22 protein-coding genes are annotated in these 18905 nt (G+C 38.2%); 17 read left to right on the top strand and 5 right to left on the bottom strand.

Features of this window, described 5'->3' with window-relative positions:
- Positions 1-133: 133 nt before the first annotated feature.
- The 8 genes from QNH29_RS05195 to kynB all read left to right on the top strand — a co-directional run bounded on the left by QNH29_RS05195 (position 134) and on the right by kynB (position 8015).
- Positions 134-1147, top strand: coding sequence for a 4Fe-4S binding protein (locus QNH29_RS05195; RefSeq protein ID WP_283863779.1), 1014 nt, complete (start codon positions 134-136; stop codon positions 1145-1147).
- A 165-nt stretch (positions 1148-1312) separates the two neighbouring features.
- On the top strand, positions 1313-1966 hold the full coding sequence (locus QNH29_RS05200) for a bifunctional 4-hydroxy-2-oxoglutarate aldolase/2-dehydro-3-deoxy-phosphogluconate aldolase (RefSeq protein ID WP_283863780.1): 654 nt from the start codon (positions 1313-1315) through the stop codon (positions 1964-1966).
- The gene (locus QNH29_RS05205) at positions 1963-2967 is read left to right on the top strand and encodes a sugar kinase (RefSeq protein WP_283863781.1); all 1005 of its coding nucleotides are present in this window, start codon (positions 1963-1965) and stop codon (positions 2965-2967) included. The genes QNH29_RS05200 and QNH29_RS05205 overlap by 4 nt, the downstream gene beginning before the upstream one ends.
- Positions 2968-2981: 14 nt before the next feature.
- Complete coding sequence (kduI, locus tag QNH29_RS05210) at positions 2982-3812, top strand: 5-dehydro-4-deoxy-D-glucuronate isomerase (RefSeq protein ID WP_283863782.1); 831 nt, start codon at positions 2982-2984, stop codon at positions 3810-3812.
- 25 nt (positions 3813-3837) lie between these two features.
- Positions 3838-4620 carry a 2-dehydro-3-deoxy-D-gluconate 5-dehydrogenase KduD gene (gene kduD, locus QNH29_RS05215; protein ID WP_283863783.1) on the top strand — a complete coding sequence of 261 codons (783 nt, stop codon included), beginning with the start codon at positions 3838-3840 and terminating at the stop codon, positions 4618-4620.
- Positions 4621-4664: 44 nt separating this feature from the next.
- A complete protein-coding gene (locus QNH29_RS05220; RefSeq protein WP_283863784.1) occupies positions 4665-5447 on the top strand; it encodes an IclR family transcriptional regulator in 783 nt (260 codons plus the stop codon).
- 129 nt (positions 5448-5576) lie between these two features.
- Entirely contained in the window at positions 5577-7325 is a 1749-nt protein-coding gene (locus QNH29_RS05225; protein ID WP_283863785.1) for a WG repeat-containing protein, read from the top strand.
- 69 nt (positions 7326-7394) lie between these two features.
- Positions 7395-8015 (top strand): arylformamidase, encoded by a 621-nt coding sequence (gene kynB, locus QNH29_RS05230; protein ID WP_283863786.1) that lies wholly within the window; start codon positions 7395-7397, stop codon positions 8013-8015.
- Between the two features lie 32 nt (positions 8016-8047).
- On the opposite strand, the gene QNH29_RS05235 is transcribed toward kynB, so the two are convergent.
- Positions 8048-9139 carry a copper resistance D family protein gene (locus tag QNH29_RS05235; RefSeq protein ID WP_283863787.1) on the bottom strand — a complete coding sequence of 364 codons (1092 nt, stop codon included), beginning with the start codon at positions 9137-9139 and terminating at the stop codon, positions 8048-8050.
- The gene (locus QNH29_RS05240) at positions 9140-9730 is read right to left on the bottom strand and encodes a copper resistance CopC family protein (protein ID WP_283863788.1); all 591 of its coding nucleotides are present in this window, start codon (positions 9728-9730) and stop codon (positions 9140-9142) included.
- 232 nt (positions 9731-9962) lie between these two features.
- Between QNH29_RS05240 and QNH29_RS05245 the strand changes: the two genes are divergently transcribed.
- From QNH29_RS05245 to QNH29_RS05265, 5 genes are all read left to right on the top strand, one after another.
- Positions 9963-10223, top strand: coding sequence for an amino acid decarboxylase (locus QNH29_RS05245; RefSeq protein ID WP_283863789.1), 261 nt, complete (start codon positions 9963-9965; stop codon positions 10221-10223).
- 48 nt (positions 10224-10271) lie between these two features.
- A complete protein-coding gene (locus tag QNH29_RS05250) occupies positions 10272-10475 on the top strand; it encodes a heavy-metal-associated domain-containing protein (protein ID WP_283865539.1) in 204 nt (67 codons plus the stop codon).
- 130 nt (positions 10476-10605) lie between these two features.
- Complete coding sequence (locus QNH29_RS05255) at positions 10606-11742, top strand: DEAD/DEAH box helicase (protein ID WP_283863790.1); 1137 nt, start codon at positions 10606-10608, stop codon at positions 11740-11742.
- Between the two features lie 85 nt (positions 11743-11827).
- Positions 11828-13297, top strand: coding sequence for an amidase family protein (locus QNH29_RS05260; protein ID WP_283863791.1), 1470 nt, complete (start codon positions 11828-11830; stop codon positions 13295-13297).
- Positions 13298-13352: 55 nt separating this feature from the next.
- Positions 13353-13487, top strand: coding sequence for a hypothetical protein (locus QNH29_RS05265; RefSeq protein WP_283863792.1), 135 nt, complete (start codon positions 13353-13355; stop codon positions 13485-13487).
- A 58-nt stretch (positions 13488-13545) separates the two neighbouring features.
- On the opposite strand, the gene QNH29_RS05270 is transcribed toward QNH29_RS05265, so the two are convergent.
- A complete protein-coding gene (locus QNH29_RS05270) occupies positions 13546-15081 on the bottom strand; it encodes an FAD-dependent oxidoreductase (RefSeq protein ID WP_283863793.1) in 1536 nt (511 codons plus the stop codon).
- Positions 15082-15255: 174 nt separating this feature from the next.
- On the opposite strand from QNH29_RS05270, the gene QNH29_RS05275 reads away from it, so the two are divergent.
- Positions 15256-16395 (top strand): trans-sulfuration enzyme family protein, encoded by a 1140-nt coding sequence (locus QNH29_RS05275; protein ID WP_283863794.1) that lies wholly within the window; start codon positions 15256-15258, stop codon positions 16393-16395.
- A gap of 45 nt (positions 16396-16440) precedes the next feature.
- Here the strand turns inward: QNH29_RS05275 and QNH29_RS05280 are convergent, their stop codons facing one another.
- A complete protein-coding gene (locus QNH29_RS05280; RefSeq protein WP_283863795.1) occupies positions 16441-16581 on the bottom strand; it encodes a hypothetical protein in 141 nt (46 codons plus the stop codon).
- 51 nt (positions 16582-16632) lie between these two features.
- On the bottom strand, positions 16633-17007 hold the full coding sequence (locus QNH29_RS05285) for a DUF1360 domain-containing protein (RefSeq protein WP_283863796.1): 375 nt from the start codon (positions 17005-17007) through the stop codon (positions 16633-16635).
- 97 nt (positions 17008-17104) lie between these two features.
- On the opposite strand from QNH29_RS05285, the gene safA reads away from it, so the two are divergent.
- From safA to QNH29_RS05300, 3 genes are all read left to right on the top strand, one after another.
- Positions 17105-17719: a SafA/ExsA family spore coat assembly protein gene (safA, locus tag QNH29_RS05290; protein WP_283863797.1), complete on the top strand. Its 615-nt coding sequence runs from the start codon at positions 17105-17107 to the stop codon at positions 17717-17719.
- Between the two features lie 139 nt (positions 17720-17858).
- Positions 17859-18206, top strand: a complete 348-nt coding sequence (locus QNH29_RS05295) for a lmo0954 family membrane protein (RefSeq protein ID WP_283863798.1) — start codon at positions 17859-17861, stop codon at positions 18204-18206.
- 18 nt (positions 18207-18224) lie between these two features.
- Positions 18225-18869 carry a PspA/IM30 family protein gene (locus tag QNH29_RS05300; RefSeq protein ID WP_283863799.1) on the top strand — a complete coding sequence of 215 codons (645 nt, stop codon included), beginning with the start codon at positions 18225-18227 and terminating at the stop codon, positions 18867-18869.
- Positions 18870-18905: the final 36 nt, after the last annotated feature.

Genomic DNA, 18905 nt, shown 5'->3' on the forward strand with positions numbered 1-18905 from the left:
CCTCCCAAGTTTGTCCATTTTAAGTATACGCTTGTGAATTCTTTATGAAAACGGCATACTAGATGACTTTTATCACATCCCCGCTTTTACTTCCTTCCTTATAGTAAGGGTGTAGAAGAATGGAGGAATCATAATGAAGTCAATGAACTGGTACAAGAAACAGTTGAAAAGAAAGCCGGTTCAAATAACAAGGTACGTCGTTCAAGCAATTTTCCTGTTATTTTTACTATATGTCGGAGTCCGTTTTTATCAATTTTATATGCATTTTGAAACTCTTGGGGAAACACCTTTAGTTGAGCGACCGGCTGCGGTTGAAGGGTTCCTGCCGATTAGTGCCCTAATGGCATTAAAGGTTTGGCTCGCCACTGGAGACTTTGATCTTATACATCCCGCAGGACTAGTATTGTTAAGTTTTTTTGTTGGTGGTGCGATACTTTTCCGGAGATCCTTTTGCAGCTGGATCTGTCCGGTTGGAACAGTGAGTGAATGGATTGCACGATTTGGTAAATTGCTTTTTAAAAGGAATTTTGAAGTGCCAACATGGCTTGTGTGGCTCTTAACCCCCATTAAATACTTATTATTGCTGTTCTTCTTGGGGATGGTTATTGTCATGCCTACTTATGGTGCAATTGCGTTTTTAAATGAACCATATAACAAAATCTCCGATGTTAAAATGCTGACATTTTTCCTAGATATCAGCGGGTTTGGTTTAGGTTTTCTAATAGTAATGTGTATCCTTTCTTTATTCTATAGAAACTTCTGGTGCCGATTCCTTTGTCCATATGGGGCATTCATCGGGCTTGGTTCGATTTTTAGAATTTCAAAGGTTAGTAGAAATGAAGAGACATGTACAAACTGTGAAATGTGTACCATGGTGTGCCCTTCGAGAGTAAATGTGCATAAAGTAGAAAAAGTAAATAACTTGAATTGTACCGCTTGTATGGCCTGTGTAGAAGCTTGCCCAATAAAGGACACACTGAATATGACAGTTGCAAATAAAAAGGTAAGCAAGTGGTTTATTCCGGTATCCTTTTTTGTTGCCTTCTTTCTAATTATCGGGTTCGCGAAACTAACAGGGCACTGGGAAACCATTATTAGTTATGAAGAATGGAAGATTCTCATCCCAGAAGCAAAATATATAGATTAGTAGACAAGAATAACCTGTTCAAACGGACAGGTTATTTTTTTACTCATTTTTCTGATTATTTTAGGAAATGTGGTTGAAAAACCCAAAAATGTCCAATATAATAGGAATATAGATTTCCAAATAAACAATAACATTTCCTATTTGGAAATAAAGGAGGTAAACATCATGAAAAAGGCTAATATTCTCTTAAAACTTGAAAACAGCGGTGTAATTGCAGTACTAAGATCAGACACAAAAGAAGAATCATTAAAAACGATTGATGCACTAGTAAATGGCGGGATTACCGGCTTAGAGGTAACCTTCACTACGCCGCAAGCAGATGAGGTTATTCGTGAAACAGCAGCAATATATAAAGATAACGCTGCTATCGTCGTTGGTGCAGGAACTGTTCTAGATGCAATGACAGCTAGAATTGCAATTATGGCGGGGGCTGAATTTGTTGTAAGCCCTATGTTTGATTCAGAAATCGCCGAGATTTGCAACCTTTACCATGTACCATATCTGCCTGGATGTATGACCATAACTGAAATGAAAACAGCACTTCGTGCAGGTGTAGATATTGTGAAACTTTTCCCTGCGAGTACATATGAACCAAGTTTTGTGGATGCTGTAAAAGCACCGCTTCCACAAGTTAATATCATGCCAACAGGCGGTGTGAGTTTAGAAAATATGGACCAATGGCTTAACAAAGGCTGTGTAGCGGTTGGTGTTGGCGGGAATTTATTAGCCCCTGCTAAAACGGGAAATTACGATCAAATTACGAAGCTGGCGAAACAATATATTGATAGGTACCATGAAATTAAGATGGTGAGCGTATGAGCAGCATTTTAACTTTTGGAGAAATTATGTTAAGGCTTTCAACATCAACTGGTACCCATTTCAGCAATGCTGGAAGCTTTCAGGCTCATTATGGAGGTGCAGAAGCAAATGTTGCTGTGAATCTGGCTAATTTTGATCATGACGTTGCTTTTGCAAGTAAGGTACCGGACAATGCGCTAGGTCTTGCCGCGAAAAGACATCTTCAAAAATATGGGGTTAAGACGAGAGAATTGCTGTTTGGAGGAAATCGTCTAGGAACCTATTATCTTGATAGTGGTGTAGGCGAGCGGCCGTCAGCAGTTATTTATGACAGAGCTAATTCCAGCTTTGCATCGGTGCAGGAAATGGAATGGAATTTTGACCAGCTTTTTGAAAACGTCACCATTCTTCATGTTTCAGGAATTACACCAGCGCTTTCAGAAAAATTAGCAGAAATTACGTTGGCCATGATAAAAGAAGCCAAAAAGCGGGATATAAAAGTAAGCTTCGATATTAATTTCCGTTCAAAGCTATGGAATCATGACCAAGCCTCAAAGGTCATCTCAAAAATCCTGCCATATGTGGATTATTGTTCCGCAGGAAAAATGGATGGTATTTACTTGTTAGGTATTCCAGAAAATCAGTCAGTTCAAGATGAAGCTGACTATTATTATAAAAAAATGCATGAGAAGTATAGTAATATTGAAGTTTTCTATTCTACCAAGCGTGTGGTGCATTCCGCTACATCTAATTCCTTACAAGGTACACTTTGGAAAGATGGAAAAACTTATGTATCAAAAGTGCATAAGCTAGAACCAATCGTCGATCGGGTTGGCGGTGGAGATGCATTTTCAGCTGGTATTCTCCATGGCTTACTAACCGGTGCAGATTTAAACTATACGGTATCGTTTGCAACCGCATACTCAAGCTTAAAACATACCATTTATGGTGATTGTAATCCATTTACAATAAAAGAAGTAGAAAATCAAATGGAAAACGGCAGCGCAAAAATAAATCGATAACAGGAGTGAATAAAATGGAAACTCGTTATACACATAGCCCAGAAGATATTCGTAACTACTCAACAGAACAATTGCGCAAAGAATTTTTAGTAGAAAGTATTTTTGTACCTGGGGAAGTTAGATTAACTTATACACATAATGATCGAATGATCTTTGGCGGTGTTACACCAACGGATCAACCATTAACCATTGAGCTATCTACAGAATTAGGGGTTTCCTATTTCTTAGAGCGCCGTGAACTAGGTGTTATTAATATTGGCGGACCAGGATCAATCGTTATTGAAGGTTCAGAAGAACCAATGAAAAAGCAAGATGGCTATTACATTGGAAAAGAAACAAAAGATATCCAGTTCAAATCAGAAGATCCGTCTAATCCAGCTAAATTCTATACCGTTTCTGTACCTGCACATCATAAATATCCAAATGTAAAAATCAGCATTGATAAAATCGAACCAATGGTGACAGGTGATTCAGCCACTTTAAATCACCGTTCTATCTATCAATATATTCATCCAAACGTATGTGAAAGCTGTCAGCTTCAATTAGGATATACAATCCTAACTCCTGGAAGTGCTTGGAACACAATGCCATGTCATACACACGAACGCCGAATGGAAACATATCTTTATTTCGATATGAAAGAAGATACTCGTGTATTCCATTTCATGGGTAAACCGGATGAAACAAAACACTTAGTGATTGCGAATGAACAAGCTGCCATTTCTCCAAGCTGGTCAATCCATACTGGAGTGGGAACGAGTGACTACACGTTCATTTGGGCAATGTGTGGCGAAAACATCACATATAACGATATGGACATGGTCCCAATGAAGGACTTAAAATAAACCAACTGAGACGGAGGTGTTAAAAATGACGAATGATTTACAGCAATTTTCACTAGATTATTTTAAGTTAGATGGTAAAGTAGCGATTGTGACAGGCGGCAACACGGGTCTTGGACAAGGGTTTGCGGTGGCTTTAGCAAAAGCAGGTGCCGATCTATTTGTTGTCACGCACGGGAATAACTGGGGAGAAACAAAAGAACTTATTGAAAAAGAAGGTCGCCGCGCAGAATTTTTTCAAGGCGATTTAACAAATAAACAAGTAACGAAAGATATTGTTTCTAAATGTTTAGAGACATATGGAAGAGTCGATATCCTAGTAAATAATGCAGGTACCATTCGCCGCTCGCCTTTACTTGAGTATAAGGAAGAAGATTGGGACGCTGTCATGGATATTAATTTAAATGCGGTTTACTCCTTGAGCCAGGAAGCTGCAAAAGTAATGGTCGAACAAGGCAGTGGAAAAATCATCAATGTGGCCTCCATGCTTTCTTTCCAAGGTGGTAAATTTGTACCTTCCTATACAGCCAGCAAACATGGTGTAGCCGGGTTAACAAAGGCTTTTGCTAATGAATTAGCGATTAATAACGTACAAATCAATGCGATTGCCCCTGGCTATGTTGAAACTAAAAATACAGCACCAATTCGTGAGGATGAGGTGCGTCACGCAGAAATCACCTCACGCATTCCGGCCGGACGCTGGGCAACTCCAGCTGACCTGCAAAGTGTTGTTGTCTTCCTTGCCAGCAAGGCCTCTGATTATATGAATGGAGCCATCATTCCAGTAGATGGCGGCTGGCTCGTTCGCTAGTTCTTATATTATAATAAGTTAAAAAGATGAAGGGAGGTAACATAATGGAGAACGGAAAGCAGCCATATGGTACTGTTCTAATAAAGGCTTCTAGTATCCTTGATTTTCTGTCAGCAAAGAAAGAACCACAAGCATTAAATGTAATTGCGCAAGAAACTGGATTAACTAGTTCAACGGCCTTAAAGATATTGGATACCCTTCTTCTGATTGGTTATGTTAAAAAACATCCAGAGACCAAAAAATTTGGGCTTGGGAGTGCATTAATTAAATATGCTAATAAGTATCTTGCGGATCTAGACATTTCTAAAATTTCGTATCCTTATTTAAAAGAGCTGCAAAATAGTTTAGATGAAACGATACACCTAGGTATTTTAGAAGGCGATGAGATTTTAACTGTAAACAAGTTGGAAACGAAAAAACCGATTGTATGTTTAAATTCAAGAATTGGTTTATCCAAGCCTCTTTATTGTTCTGCTATGGGTAAAGCCGTACTTGCTGAAATGCCGGATAGTGAAAAACTAGCATACTTGAGCCGAGTTGAATTAAAAACGATAACCGAAACGACCATTACAGATCCGGAGAAGTTATTAAAACAGTTAGAAGATGTAAAGAGAAATGGTTATGCAATAGACGATAGTGAAGGTGAAAACGACGTCTATTGTCTAGGTGTATCACTAGTAATGAATAACCAAACCTACGGTGCATTCAGTGTCAGTGTACCAGCCTATCGAATTTCACCTGAAGTAAAAGACCAAATCGTTCAAGCTATATTGAAGACAAAAGAAAATATCCTTAGAGAGCTACAGCAAAATTATGTCTTTATATAAATAATCAAGGAAGAATCTATTTTAAAGCCTTAGTGCCAAAATAGATTCTTTTTTGTTTGTGATTGAAGATAAGCTGCATTCCGCCCAAATTTTCATATATATAATAAAAAATAAAATGGGGTAGTACGGATGTCTAGAAGAAATGCCGAACAGGAAAACTGGATTACCTACCTGCTTTCCTTATCCAGAATGGTTTATCTCTATCCGGCAGGAGTGAAAGGTATTGGCGGAAGAAAGTGGGGGTACATCAATGATAAGGGGAAATTTGTTCTTCCACCCAAATATGAAATGGCACATGATTTTCAGGAAAATGGTTTAGCTATCATTCAATTAAATAATCTTACAGGTATTATCAACAACGAAGGATATTTAATTGTAAAACCAAAATATGAAACAATCAGCCCTTTTTCAGAAGGTCGTGCCACTGCTATCGATGACAAAGGTTTTAAAGTATTAGATGAAAGTGGGAAGGAAATTACCTCAAAGGCATATTCCTTTATCGGAGATTATAAGGAAGGCAGAGCGGTAGTTGCAAGCACGAACGAAAATGGTGAGTATTTATATGGATATTTAAATAAAAGAGGCAATGAAGTCATTCCGCTGTCTTTTGAGTCGGCTAGTGACTTTCAGGACGGAAAAGCCCTTGTTAAAATGAAAGAGGGCAGCTATGCACTTATTGACCTAACAGGAAAAGTATTGAGTTCATACTCACATCCATTTGTTGACGATTATGGAGAGGGCTTGCTGGCATTTCGTAAAAATAATCATGGAAAATGGGGGTACATGGACGAGACAGGTAAAGTACTGATTGAACCGCAGTTTACGGGAACTCAGCCATTTGTCGAAGAGAAGGCAATTGTTGAAGTAGAACATAATCATTATGGCCTGATCGATAGGCAGGGGAAATTTATCATAAAACCAAACTATAATCGTTTATTAAACCTAGAAGAAAATCGATATGCACTGGGGAAAGCACAAGATCCTGGAAGGCCTTATATTTTTCAAAAATATGCTATAGCCGATTCTAACGGTCACACTTATACTGGATTTATCTACAATGGTGTGTCTAATTTCAAGGATGGAATAGCTTCTGCCTATAATGATGAAAGGACTTTCTTTATTGATAAACGTGGTCAGAGATTGGATCACCTTCCAAAGGTGCAAGGAAGCGGTTCATTAGCATTTGATAAATCTCTAATAAAAGGAGATATCGATCTCCGTATTCTTTATTTTGATAGAAAAGGGAAGTTGATTTGGAAACAAAATACAATCATTCCTTTAAACAATGATTATTCTGTTAGTGAAAACAAATTCAAGCCCAATAAGGATTATTTAGTCTACTATCCACAGGTAAAGGGTATTGAAAATCAGGAGAACGTTAATCAGACATTGAAGGACCTCTCTGGAGTTAAGCCAATCCCTCAACATACACAATTGGAATCAAGCTATGCAGGTGATTTTGATGTAAGCTTTTATAAGAATAACCTAGTTGTCATTGAAATAAATGGATATGATTATCCTTTTGGTGCGGCTCATGGGATGCCTGTAAAAAAATATGCCCATATTAAACTAAATTCGGGAAGGTTTTTTCAACTAAAAGATTTGTTTAAGCTGGAAGTAGATTATGTAAAAGAAATCAGTGAAATCATTAGAGAGCAAATCAAAAATGATGAACAATATTCCTATGTTTTCCCAGAAAATTATAAAGGAATAAAAGCAGACCAGCCTTACTTTATTAGCGAAGGGGCGTTGAATGTTTATTTTGAACCATACGAAATTGCCCCGTATGCTGCCGGTTTTCCAACCTTTACGATTCCGTTTCATGATATAAGACGCATCATCAATTACGATGGAGACTTCTGGCGTTCCTTTCATTAATTGACAACTTTAGGGCAGCGATATATTTTTAACATAGACTAATAAAATGCTGTCAGGGGAGTGAGATGAATGAAAATAATTGATATTTCCAGAAAGCTTGAAAATGGAATGCCAATTTGGCCTGGAGATACACCCTTTCAATATGAGGTGTCATGGTCCAAAGCTGATAGCGGATCAGTAAACGTAGGTAGCCTTTCAATGAGCACTCATACAGGGACACATGTGGATGCACCTTTTCATTTTGATGATGATGGGAAAAGAATAATTGAGTTGGATCTCGAGTTATACATTGGACCTGCAAGGGTTGTCGACATGACTGGTAAGGATAGCATAGGAGCTAAAGATTTAGCACATGTAGATTTAGAAGGTGTGAAAAGAGTATTGTTTCGAACTCGATCATGGAAAAACGCTTCTGAATTTCCAGAAAAAATACCCCATTTGGAAGCTGACCTTGGTCCATGTCTGGCGGAGAGGGGAATACGACTGATTGGGGTTGATGTACCATCTGTTGATCCTATTGACAGCAAAGACCTACATGCCCACCATAGTTTAAATCAAAACGGAATCCATATCCTTGAATCCATTCTGTTAGATGAAGTTGAGCCAGGTGATTATGAATTAATTGCCTTGCCGTTGCCATTAGTTGAAGGGGATGGAAGTCCGGTAAGAGCAGTATTAAGAACACGCTAAAAAGCAGCGGAAATCAATTTCCGCTGCTTCTTTTATGAGATACTTAACATAAAACTTATATAACCCGTAAAGATAAATAATAAACTCATTACTAATGCCAAGACCTTTGGTGCCTTTTTTATAAAAGTTACGATGACTAATGCTAGAAAAATGATAGCAGATAGCAAAAAAATCATTGATCCAATCCCAGGTGAAAGATGAATAGGGAAATTTATTTGACCTGGGTGAAAAAAGGAAAACAGCTTGGAAGCACCTTCTCCTCTAATCATCGCATTAAGTTCATGAGGCGGTGAAACTTGTCCTAGTGCACCAGTAATAGAAAAAACGAGCAAAACAATAATACTTTCCATCTTCGCCCATGGAAGTGGATTATAAGAAGGATCATTTTTGAGTCTCTTCCGGATTAAAAAGCTATTGATAAAGGCGAAAGCTAGTAACGGTAAAATGGCGATATGTTTGATTAACAATGTCTGACCATAGGAAATAGCCGTTACACTAACATAATTGGACAATTCCATATGAAAAGTCATTAATGAAATCCCCGTTAGGGTGGTAGTAATAAAACATAAAATTGCTACAGGTGAAAACCATTTTAAGAATTTCAGCCAATGATCATGGTTTTGTGAAAACCAGCTCACTATCAATAGAATTCCAACCCAAGTTGTTATCGCCAAAAAGTGCGTGGTATGTGTAAGGAACCCCGCCAATTTGGATAATGAAGCTGCATGACTGGACCAGCCAAGGGAGGCAATTAAGATCAGCGTAAATGCTAGGCCTGTCAACGAGAATAATGGTTTTTTTTCAAGTTTAATGGGAAGTAGATAAACGAATAAAATCAACGAAATAATCCCCGTAGTAATCCATGTCTTACCGACTTCAAAATTCGTTAAAACTGACTTAACAGTATAGCCTAAGCCTAGGTCTTCGTATAAATAAAGTACAATTTTTAATACCGGTAAAAATGAGAATATCGCAATTCCTAATGCTGCACCTAATAGGACTATTTTTGGGATTTTAATTTCCGGCCGTAACGAGCTGGGTATTAGATAAAGAATAAAGCTTCCTAGCAACAACGAAAAACAACTATAAAGTAACGCCTCACTTACAATACCTGCTATAAACATTTAGACTTGTTTCCTCCTAAAAATTAACCAATAGCTTCCGAAGCCAAAAACGATGATTAAACCAATAATAGCTGGGAGTACATAATTCATAACTTTTGGTTCATCTAAAGCAGCCTCTTTTACATCTGTTGCTTGGTCTTTTAGTACTGTAGTGTCGACAACAGGGGTATTTTCAGCAGTCGTCACCTCAGCTGCCGATGGTTGTGTTTCGTTTGGTATTGGAGAGGCAGCATTCTCAGGCATTTGGATCGTAAAAGGGATATCGCCTTCAAGAGGATGACCATCTTCTCCAATTATTTTCCAATGAATGGTATAGGATCCATTCATCAAGTTGGCTTCTACATTGGCAATTAATTGATTACCATTAATGGAAATCGTAGAAAGTGGTATAGAATCATTTTTTTCATTTAGTAAAACAAAAGAGCTAGTAGGTTCTATTTTTGTTTCAAATGTTAGTGTGATCGCTTTAAGTGTTTCCGTTACGATCTCTCCATTTTTGGGAGTAGAATATTCCAAATGGGAGTGTGCAAATACATTTGCTCCAAAAATTAAGAAAAACAATGTGGACAATAGAGCAATTTTATTTAACATTATTTTCAACTCCGATATATTGTTATCTTGCTTTTTTTCATTCTACCACTAATTCAATGGGGGTATATCAAATTCAAGATAATGTTCACAATACGTTCAAAAATGGCATATTCCTACGGTTAGTGTATTTATTAATCTAACCACATTAAAAACATAGTTGTGCGTGATTTAAATCAATTCTTAATGGTGAGAAGGATGTTACACTTGTTAAAACCGTATCATGAGGAGTGAAATGATGAGTAGTATTCAAATAGAAGGACAAAGAGCCGTAATAGATATTCGTGAGAGAGTTTTAAAGGGAGAACATCCACGGAGGGAAATCTTAAATTTTGTAAAAACTGCACCGATTGGGACGATATTTGAAATTCATTTACCACACCCCGGAGAGCCATTAGTAGCTACTTTTCAATCTTTCGGCATGAATGCAATCGTCAATGAAATTGAACCTTCGCACTTCAGATTGATGGCGATAAAAATGAATGAAATTCAATAAATATACTGTTAGAATTACCATGATTGAAAGGGGATATTCAACGTGAGCATGATTCAGTTATCTCTAAATGATGTTGCCTGTTCAGGATGTATTGGAAAAATTAAAAGAAAAATAAAAAGATATAATGGGATAGAAAAGGTAAAAATCTTAGCTGGCAGTGGAAAAATCGAAATTAATTATAATGAAGCCATTATAGAATCTGAAGAAATAAATAACACCATTCATAAATTGGCCATTCGAACATTCGATTAATATACGAATTGTGAAAACCCATTCTGTGCTAAGGAATGGGTTTTTTATGGACACAATTTAGTAAATAGGATAGTATCAAATTCATGTGTGGATATAATATGAAGAAATGAGATAAAAAAAGGAGTCAAATATGTTAAATACCTTAAGCCCTTTTTTACAGGCAAACTGGGAAAAGTCGGGATTTCAAAAACCTACTTCCATTCAGGATACAGCCATTCCTTTAATTCTTGAAGGAAAAGATGTAATTGCAGAATCTCCAACTGGTACAGGCAAAACACTTGCTTATTTATTACCATTATTAAATAAAGTTGAACCTAATTCACAATCATTACAAGCTATAGTCTTAGCATCATCTCAGGAATTGGTTATGCAGGTTTATTCAGAATTTCAAAAGTGGTCAGAAGGCAGCGGCATAAGAGGTACTTCTATCATTGGCGGTGCCAACGTAAAACGTCAGCTTGAGAAATTGAAAAAGCGCCCTCATGTCATTTTTGCTACACCAGGCCGGTTATTTGAGCTGATTAAACAGAAAAAAGTAAAAATGCACGAGGTTAAGCTGATTGTTTTAGATGAAGGAGACCAGCTGCTTATTCCAGAGCATCTCAACACAGTCCAAAATATTGTTAAATCGACGATGGCTGACCGCCAAGTAGTTTTATTCTCGGCGACGATGAAAGCCGGCACAGAAAAATTGGCCAAGGAGATAACGAAGGAGCCAGAAATACTACGAATTGAAAAGGATGAGCTCGCTTCCTCTGGAGAGGTTGAGCATCTATATTTTATTGCCGAACCTAGAGATAAGTTTAAGCTTCTGGAGAAAATTGCTCGTATAGAAAACATTAAAGCCTTGGCATTTATTAATGACATTGGGGAAATTCAAGTTTTTAAAGAAAAGTTCAATTTCAAAGAGCTATCAACAGGCATTCTACATAGTGATATGAAAAAATTAGAACGGCAGGCAGAGCTTAAGGCTTTTCGTGATGGAAAAACAAAAATGCTGATTGCTACTGACGTGGCAGCAAGAGGATTGGATATACAAGGAGTCACTCATGTTGTCCATGTCGATTTCCCTAGGGATATTGCCCAATATGTTCACAGAGCTGGCAGAACAGGCAGAATGGGAGCAAATGGCATCGTTATTTCCTTGGTAACGGAACGAGAAGAGAGAGAATTGAAAAGATATTGCCAAGAACTAAATGTCACACCTAATAAAAGAATCTTCTATAAAGGACTAATTGCTGAGCCTGAACAAAAGGTACGGCGTTAAATAAAGACAGTGGGACTTTCCTACTGTCTTTAATATTGCAGGAATACCCTTTTTCGTTATAAAATTTATCAAGGGAGGGGAAAATGTGGAAAATCCAAAATTAACTAAATACCTTGATCATTGGATTGAGGAAGCGACCATAACTCAAATGCAGGAAAAAATGTCAAGCGGAGAGCTAACATCAAAAGAACTTGTATTGATGTACCTACATAGAATTTCTGTTTATGATAAAAGTATCCACTCCATTCTTGAGATCAACCCAGATGCACTTCATATCGCATCGGCGCTTGACGCTGAACGGAAGGAATCGGGGCCACGCAGTGCTTTGCACGGCATTCCTATTTTAATAAAAGACAACATTGACACCGCTGATAAAATGCATACTAGTGCTGGTTCTCTAGCTTTAAAGAATTCCGTTGCGTTAAGGGATTCTTATGTGGCAGAACAGCTTCGTGCAGCAGGAGCGGTCATTTTGGGTAAGACGAATATGACGGAATGGGCAAACTTCATGGCTTATGGGATGAAAAGCGGGTATAGCTCACGCGGTGGTCAGGTATTAAATCCTTATGGTCCCGGACAATTTAATGTAGGCGGTTCCAGTTCAGGTTCTGGTGCAGCTATTGCTGCAAATTTAGCAGCTGCGGCGATTGGAACGGAAACGTCTGGATCCATTTTGAATCCATCCTGCCAAAACTCACTAGTCGGAATAAAACCGACAGTGGGGCTAATCAGCAGAAGAGGTATTATACCGATTGCACACACTCAGGATACAGCCGGACCAATGGCTAGGACTGTCAGAGACGCAGCTATTCTTTTGAATGCATTAACAGGAAGAGATGAAGAAGATCCAATAACAAAAACCAATCCATTAGCTGAGAAGGATTTTACTGAACATCTGCTTAGAGATGGACTTAAGGGCAAACGAATTGGCATTGCTTTAGATGGATTCACTGAACAGTTAAGTGAAGATATGCTGAAGATTTTTCACGATGCAGTTGCTGTGTTAGAGGCGGCGGGTGCTGAAATTATTGAACATATAGAGATCCCCTCTGCAAATGCAAAATGGTGCTATGACGTTTTAACGTACGAGTTTAAACCTAACTTAAATGCTTATTTGAACAATCTTCATCCATCTATACCAATTAGAACCTTGACTGATTTAATCCAATTTAATAAGGACAATGAAGATACAATGCTTAAGTATGGACAGGAAGTCCTGATTCAATCCGAAGCAACTAGTGGTTCTTTAACAGAATCGAATTATGTAAATACATTGGAATTTGATTATTATCATTCCACCGAACAGGGAATTGATTATGCAATTGAGCAGTATCAATTGGATGTTATTCTATTCCCGAGTGAAGCGGCCTCGCATATTAGTGCGAAAGCCGGCTATCCAACCATTGCAGTACCTGCTGGGTATACTTCCGTTGGAGAGCCAGTTGGAATTACTTTTGCCGGAACGGCTTATAGTGAACCAACGTTAATTGAAGCAGCCTTTGCGTTTGAACAACTAACAAAGTTCCGTAAAGCACCAGTTCTTGGGGGAGAATAACTTCATTTATTTTCACTCATACTATGTATGTATTCTCTAAAAAGGAGATGATAGTATGGGTAGACAGAAACTCGGAAATGCCAATGCCCAGCGAAATAACAATCGTAAAGAGGCAATGAGAACGCCTGAAGAACTCGTTGAATTCGAAACGGGAGAAAAATTAAAACGTAACCGCCCGCATGGGAAATAAAGAAAACGCCTCCAACTCTGGAGGCGTGTCATTTTTGGTATTGTGAAATATCTGGTTACTATTGTAAATCTCCAACATTTTTTAGTGCCTTTTTTGCAGGCCCCTCGATTACGGAACCATCATAAGCGAATCGTGAACCATGACATGGGCAATCCCACGATTTTTCTGCATGGTTCCATTCACATTCACAGCCTAAATGAGTACAAGTAGTATCTACAATATAGAGCTTTCCGTTTTCATCTTTATAGGCTCCTGCACGTTGTCCTTTGTGCATGACAACAGAACCTTCTCCATTCACTAAATCCCCAGGATCCTTTGGTACAAATTCAAGTTTTCCTTTAATTAAATGCTTTGCCACGTCAGCATTGGTTGAAATAAAGGACTTAATATCTGGGTCAGCGTCAAAACGTGATGGAGTATATAATTCCTTATACGGATTGTCTCGGTTTAATACATAATCAGTTAGGAGATGAGCAGCCAGAATACCTGAGGTCATTCCCCATTTTTTATAGCCGGTTGCCACTAAAATATGTTCTTTATCACTTGTTAGTGGACCAATGTAAGGAACCTTGTCCAACGTTACTAAATCTTGTGCGGACCAACGGTAATGATAGTCAGAAAGGTCAAATACATCTTTTGCAAATGACTCAAGTGCAACATAGTGGCTTAGCGTATCGATGCCCTGACCTGTCTTATGATTTTCACCGCCAAGAATCAGGAGATTACCCCCTTCAATTGGTGTAAAGCGGATGGAGCGAGATGGACTGTCAGCGCTGATATACATTCCGCCGGGATATTCCTTATTGGTTTTTATCCCAATGGCGTAAGATCTTTCCGCATACATCCTGGCAAAATAGAGGCCGGGTTTATCATAAAAAGGGAAATGGGAGGCAATAATCACCTGTTTACATGCAACTTTATGTCCACCCTTGATCTTAACCTTTGGCTGAGATGATTCGACATCCTCAATTCCTGCTGCAACTGAATTTTCATAAACCTTACACCCAGCTTTGACTGCCTCTTCTAAAAGCCCTCTTAAAAATTTCAGGGGATGGTATTGTGCCTGTTTACGCATTAATAGTGCAGATTTTATTTGAATATCAAACGGAATGTTTCCTACTAAGTCACCATTAATCCCCAGCTTTTGATATGCGGACATTTCCGTTTCAAGTTTCCTATCATACTGGTCGGTTGTTGCATAAACAAAAGCATCCTGGTTGCTAAAATCACAATCTATTCCTTTTTCATTGGATGTTTTCTCAACGAATTGAATCGCATTTGAAGCGGATTCGTAATATAACCTGGCCTTTTCCTCGCCAAAATGGCTGATTAACTCATCGTATATCAATCCATGCTGCGCAGTCAGCTTTGCGGTTGTATGTCCCGTTGTGCCGTTTAACACTCCGCCTGCTTCAATAATCGCGACTTTTACACCCTCTTTTGTAAGCAAATAAGCTGCAGTAATACCTGTTATACCTGCCCCTACAATGGCTACGTCAACTGTAGTATCCTCATTTAATGTTTCAAAGGTTGGCAGCTCTATTTCACGCCAATAGGTTCTAGGAAATTGATGCGTGCTATCAGATGTACTCATATGTGCTCCTCCAGTACTATTATCATATGATTAATTTTTCCAAATTTGTCGATATCATGTAATCGAAATTCAGAAAAATATTATTTGAAAATAGATTTCAATTGACGAGAGAACCTGCTATTGTTATTTTTTATAATATAGAAACTATTTTGTTAATTAAAAAGAGGTGCTGATATGGGGAATAGATTTGAGACAGAAATTTTACATAGCGGGAAGAAAAATAATAGTAAAATTGTAAGTAAGGTTACACCAATTTATCAGACCTCTGCATTTGCCTTTAAAGATCTTGAAGAGCTTGAAGGCTATTATCATGGGAATGGTCAGTATCTATATTCTCGTGTAGGAAACCCCAATACAGATGAGCTTGCTGAAGCCGTTGCCAGACTTGAGGGTGCTCCGGCAGGTGTTGCTTCTTCTTCGGGATTGTCTGCGATATTGGCCGGTGTTTTAGCTGTTGTAAAAAACGGAGACCATATTATAGCAGCCGATGATTTATATGGGGGCAGCTACCATATGTTGAAAGAAGAATTAAATCAATTTGGGATTGAAACGACTTTCGTCTCCTTTAAAAATTTAAGGGGAGTAGAAGAAGAGATTAAAGATAATACAAAACTTCTTTATACAGAATCAATCACCAATCCATTATTACGGGTAGAGGATATAACAGGGGTTGTTGAACTCGCTCGTAAGCACCAGCTTAATACATTGGTTGATAATACATTTGCCACTCCATACCATTGTCAGCCATATCCAATGGGCATTGATTTAGTGGTTCATAGTGGAACCAAATACATTGGAGGACATAGTGATGTAACCATAGGTGTACTTACAGGCAGAGAGGATTTAGTCGCTAGTGCACGCGCTAAGATTATTAACTTGGGGACGAATGTCAGCCCATTTGAAGCCTGGCTGACATGCCGCGGTTTAAAAACATTAGCACTGAGAATGCGAGCACAATCCGGTAACGCAAAGAAGTTAGCTGAAGCATTATCACAAAACCCTTTTGTTGAAAAGGTATATTACCCATTTGAACAAGAAGAAGAAGGGTTTGGCGCGATGGTAACGATTCAGCTTTCGAAGACGGTCGATACCAATCACTTTCTTAGCTCGTTAGAATGGATCAAGATTGCTCCAACACTTGCCGGAGTTGAAACCACTGTTTCCCATCCATTAACAACTTCTCATCGTTCTCTCCCGCAGGAAGCGTGTGAAGCTTTAGGTATTACCAAAGAGGTTGTCCGCATTTCAGTGGGAATTGAACATGTCGAGGATATTATTGCACAATTTGAAAAAGCAATTGAAAAATCAATCTAAATAAGAACCCTGGAGTCCAGGGTTCTTCGCTTTATTGTTATAAGCTTAGTCACTTTCTTTTTTAACCGGGTCAATACGGGTGGAGTCTTCAGAGTTAAGTGTTTCTCTTAAAAAATAAACCATCGTACCCCCTACAAAACCAAGACAAATGATAAACCCAATGGCAGTGACCCACCATCCAGCCATTCAAATCCCCCCTTTGCTAATGTTTATGCGAAAGGGGGAGCTTTCTATTATTTATTTTTTCTTTTCTAATTCTGCATAATAATCTACTTTTTTAATATTTACTCCTACAAACGTTTCAATAATGGATTGACCGCCTGCAATGGAAAAAATCAAAATGATCACAAACGTTACCCGGGGAAAAAGTAAATATCCGCCTCCAAGAAATATCGCACTCCAGACACCAGCACACCAATAACATTTAAGTAAATACCCAAACATGCCTTTCGGTACTTCCTTTGTTTCGATTCCATGATTCGTTTCTACTTTAACTTTCTTCATAAATGGCTTACGGATAAATTCAGTAATTTTATCAAAAACAATTAAATGGGTTAAGCGGTAGCTAGCTAAAATTAGCATCACATAGGTTATCCATGAAATATCTCTCACTATTTCTCCTCCGAACAAATTCAGTTAATAAATTTAGTATTACCATCTGTATATTTTGAGCCTTAAAACAAAAATATATATCGGAGGAGGCGTAAAAATGAAAAAATCATTTTGGTTAAGTTTACTGTTTTTACTACCACTTTTAAGTATTCCAAATGTGTCGTTTGCCCAGCAAATCCACACCGTTCAACCAGGGGACACTCTTTGGAAAATCGCCGTTCGTTACCAAGTTGGGATAACTGAAATCATCTCAGCCAACCCCCAATTTAGGAACCCAAACCTGATTTACCCAGGAGATAAAGTTACAATTCCTAGTTTTGATGCAACGAAAAGCATTGAGAGCCAAGTCGTTCAATTAACAAATCAAGAACGGGCAAAAAATGGATTAAAACCTCTAATTCAAGATTGGGAACTTTCAAGGGTTGCGCGTTATAAGTCCCTGGACATGAGGGATAAAAACTATTTCAGTCACACTAGTCCGACATACGGCAGTCCATTTACCATGATGAAGAATTTTGGTATCTCCTATCGCGCCGCAGCCGAAAATATTGCAGCAGGGCAAACAACGGCACAGGGAGTTGTCAACGCATGGATGAACAGTTCGGGGCACCGTGCCAATATATTAAGCACAAGATATACACATATTGGCGTTGGCTACGCACAAGGCGGATCGCAAAGACATTATTGGACACAGATGTTCATCGCTAAATAACCACCAAAAGGGTCAGTACCTCACAAGGGACTGACCTTTTCTACGTCTCAAGACCGATATGAAAATAAAGCGCTGGTTCGTTATGAGAAAATTGGAATAGAGGTAAGATGAAATCAAGATAAAGAAAGGAGGAAATAAAATGAAAAAGTTCGGATTAATACTTGCCGGTGGAATTGCAGCGATCATTTTACTTTCATCAATAGGTCCGATGATAGGACTATTAGTTGGTCTTGCAATTTTGTACTTCATTTTCAAACAGTTCTTAAAGGCTGAATCGACCGGAGGAAAGATTGCTCTAGGGATTCTTGGTTTCTTTGTCCTAATGGCCTCTATTCATAACGCACCTGCTATCATTGGGGGTGTTGCTGCATATGTACTTTATCTTGTATATAAAAACTGGAATAGGGGCAAAAGGACGGTTGTAAAAGAGGATAATGACCCATTTACAAATTTTGAAAAGCAATGGAATGAAATAAACAAATTCTAAATTTAAGGAGAGATAGTGATGACTAATTTATTTACACGTATCAAAGATACCATTATGGCTGATTTACATGCTGCGGTTGATCAGAAAGAAAAGCAAAATCCAATAGCGCTTCTTAATCAATATCTTCGTCAATGTGAGCAAGAAACTGAAAAAGTAAGAAAACTTGTGGAACGTCAATATGCACTGAAAGATGAACTTACGAGAGAATATTCGCAAGCAGCGGAATTAGCAGAAAAGAGGAAGTATCAGGCAGAAGTTGCCTCTAAAGCAGGTGAAACTGAGCTGTATGAATTTGCAGCGGCAGAACATCAGCAATATTCAAACCGTGTTGAACGTCTTGGGACTACACTAGAGCAAATGAAAGGTCAGCTCGGGGAACTAGAGAGAAAATATGAGGACATGAAACATAAGTTAAAAGATATGCAAATCCGCCGTCTGGAATTAATGGGCCGTGAAAATGTTACCCGTGCCAATCATCGAATGAATCAAGTATTGAATTCAAATCTTACATCTAACAATGCAAACGCACGTTTTCAAGAAATTGATTCTTACTTAGATCGTTTAGATTATCAAGTAAAAAGTGCATATTACCGTGATACCATTGATGCAAGGATTGCACAATTGGAAAAAGAAATGGAATTAGAAGAAAGCAAGTCCATTTAATAACCAAAAATATGGTATTCTAAAAAGGTGCAGTCT

It is taken from the genome of Neobacillus sp. DY30, assembly GCF_030123065.1.
Taxonomy (GTDB): Bacteria; Bacillota; Bacilli; order Bacillales; family Cytobacillaceae; genus Neobacillus.

Coding starts and splice junctions, on each gene's coding strand:
- QNH29_RS05195 (WP_283863779.1), top strand. CDS start 134: ATGAAGTCAATGAACTGGTACAAGAAACAGTTGAAAAGAAAGCCGGTT.
- QNH29_RS05200 (WP_283863780.1), top strand. CDS start 1,313: ATGAAAAAGGCTAATATTCTCTTAAAACTTGAAAACAGCGGTGTAATT.
- QNH29_RS05205 (WP_283863781.1), top strand. CDS start 1,963: ATGAGCAGCATTTTAACTTTTGGAGAAATTATGTTAAGGCTTTCAACA.
- kduI (WP_283863782.1), top strand. CDS start 2,982: ATGGAAACTCGTTATACACATAGCCCAGAAGATATTCGTAACTACTCA.
- kduD (WP_283863783.1), top strand. CDS start 3,838: ATGACGAATGATTTACAGCAATTTTCACTAGATTATTTTAAGTTAGAT.
- QNH29_RS05220 (WP_283863784.1), top strand. CDS start 4,665: ATGGAGAACGGAAAGCAGCCATATGGTACTGTTCTAATAAAGGCTTCT.
- QNH29_RS05225 (WP_283863785.1), top strand. CDS start 5,577: ATGTCTAGAAGAAATGCCGAACAGGAAAACTGGATTACCTACCTGCTT.
- kynB (WP_283863786.1), top strand. CDS start 7,395: ATGAAAATAATTGATATTTCCAGAAAGCTTGAAAATGGAATGCCAATT.
- QNH29_RS05235 (WP_283863787.1), bottom strand. CDS start 9,139: ATGTTTATAGCAGGTATTGTAAGTGAGGCGTTACTTTATAGTTGTTTT.
- QNH29_RS05240 (WP_283863788.1), bottom strand. CDS start 9,730: ATGTTAAATAAAATTGCTCTATTGTCCACATTGTTTTTCTTAATTTTT.
- QNH29_RS05245 (WP_283863789.1), top strand. CDS start 9,963: ATGATGAGTAGTATTCAAATAGAAGGACAAAGAGCCGTAATAGATATT.
- QNH29_RS05250 (WP_283865539.1), top strand. CDS start 10,272: ATGATTCAGTTATCTCTAAATGATGTTGCCTGTTCAGGATGTATTGGA.
- QNH29_RS05255 (WP_283863790.1), top strand. CDS start 10,606: ATGTTAAATACCTTAAGCCCTTTTTTACAGGCAAACTGGGAAAAGTCG.
- QNH29_RS05265 (WP_283863792.1), top strand. CDS start 13,353: ATGGGTAGACAGAAACTCGGAAATGCCAATGCCCAGCGAAATAACAAT.
- QNH29_RS05270 (WP_283863793.1), bottom strand. CDS start 15,081: ATGAGTACATCTGATAGCACGCATCAATTTCCTAGAACCTATTGGCGT.
- QNH29_RS05275 (WP_283863794.1), top strand. CDS start 15,256: ATGGGGAATAGATTTGAGACAGAAATTTTACATAGCGGGAAGAAAAAT.
- QNH29_RS05280 (WP_283863795.1), bottom strand. CDS start 16,581: ATGGCTGGATGGTGGGTCACTGCCATTGGGTTTATCATTTGTCTTGGT.
- safA (WP_283863797.1), top strand. CDS start 17,105: ATGAAAAAATCATTTTGGTTAAGTTTACTGTTTTTACTACCACTTTTA.
- QNH29_RS05295 (WP_283863798.1), top strand. CDS start 17,859: ATGAAAAAGTTCGGATTAATACTTGCCGGTGGAATTGCAGCGATCATT.
- QNH29_RS05300 (WP_283863799.1), top strand. CDS start 18,225: ATGACTAATTTATTTACACGTATCAAAGATACCATTATGGCTGATTTA.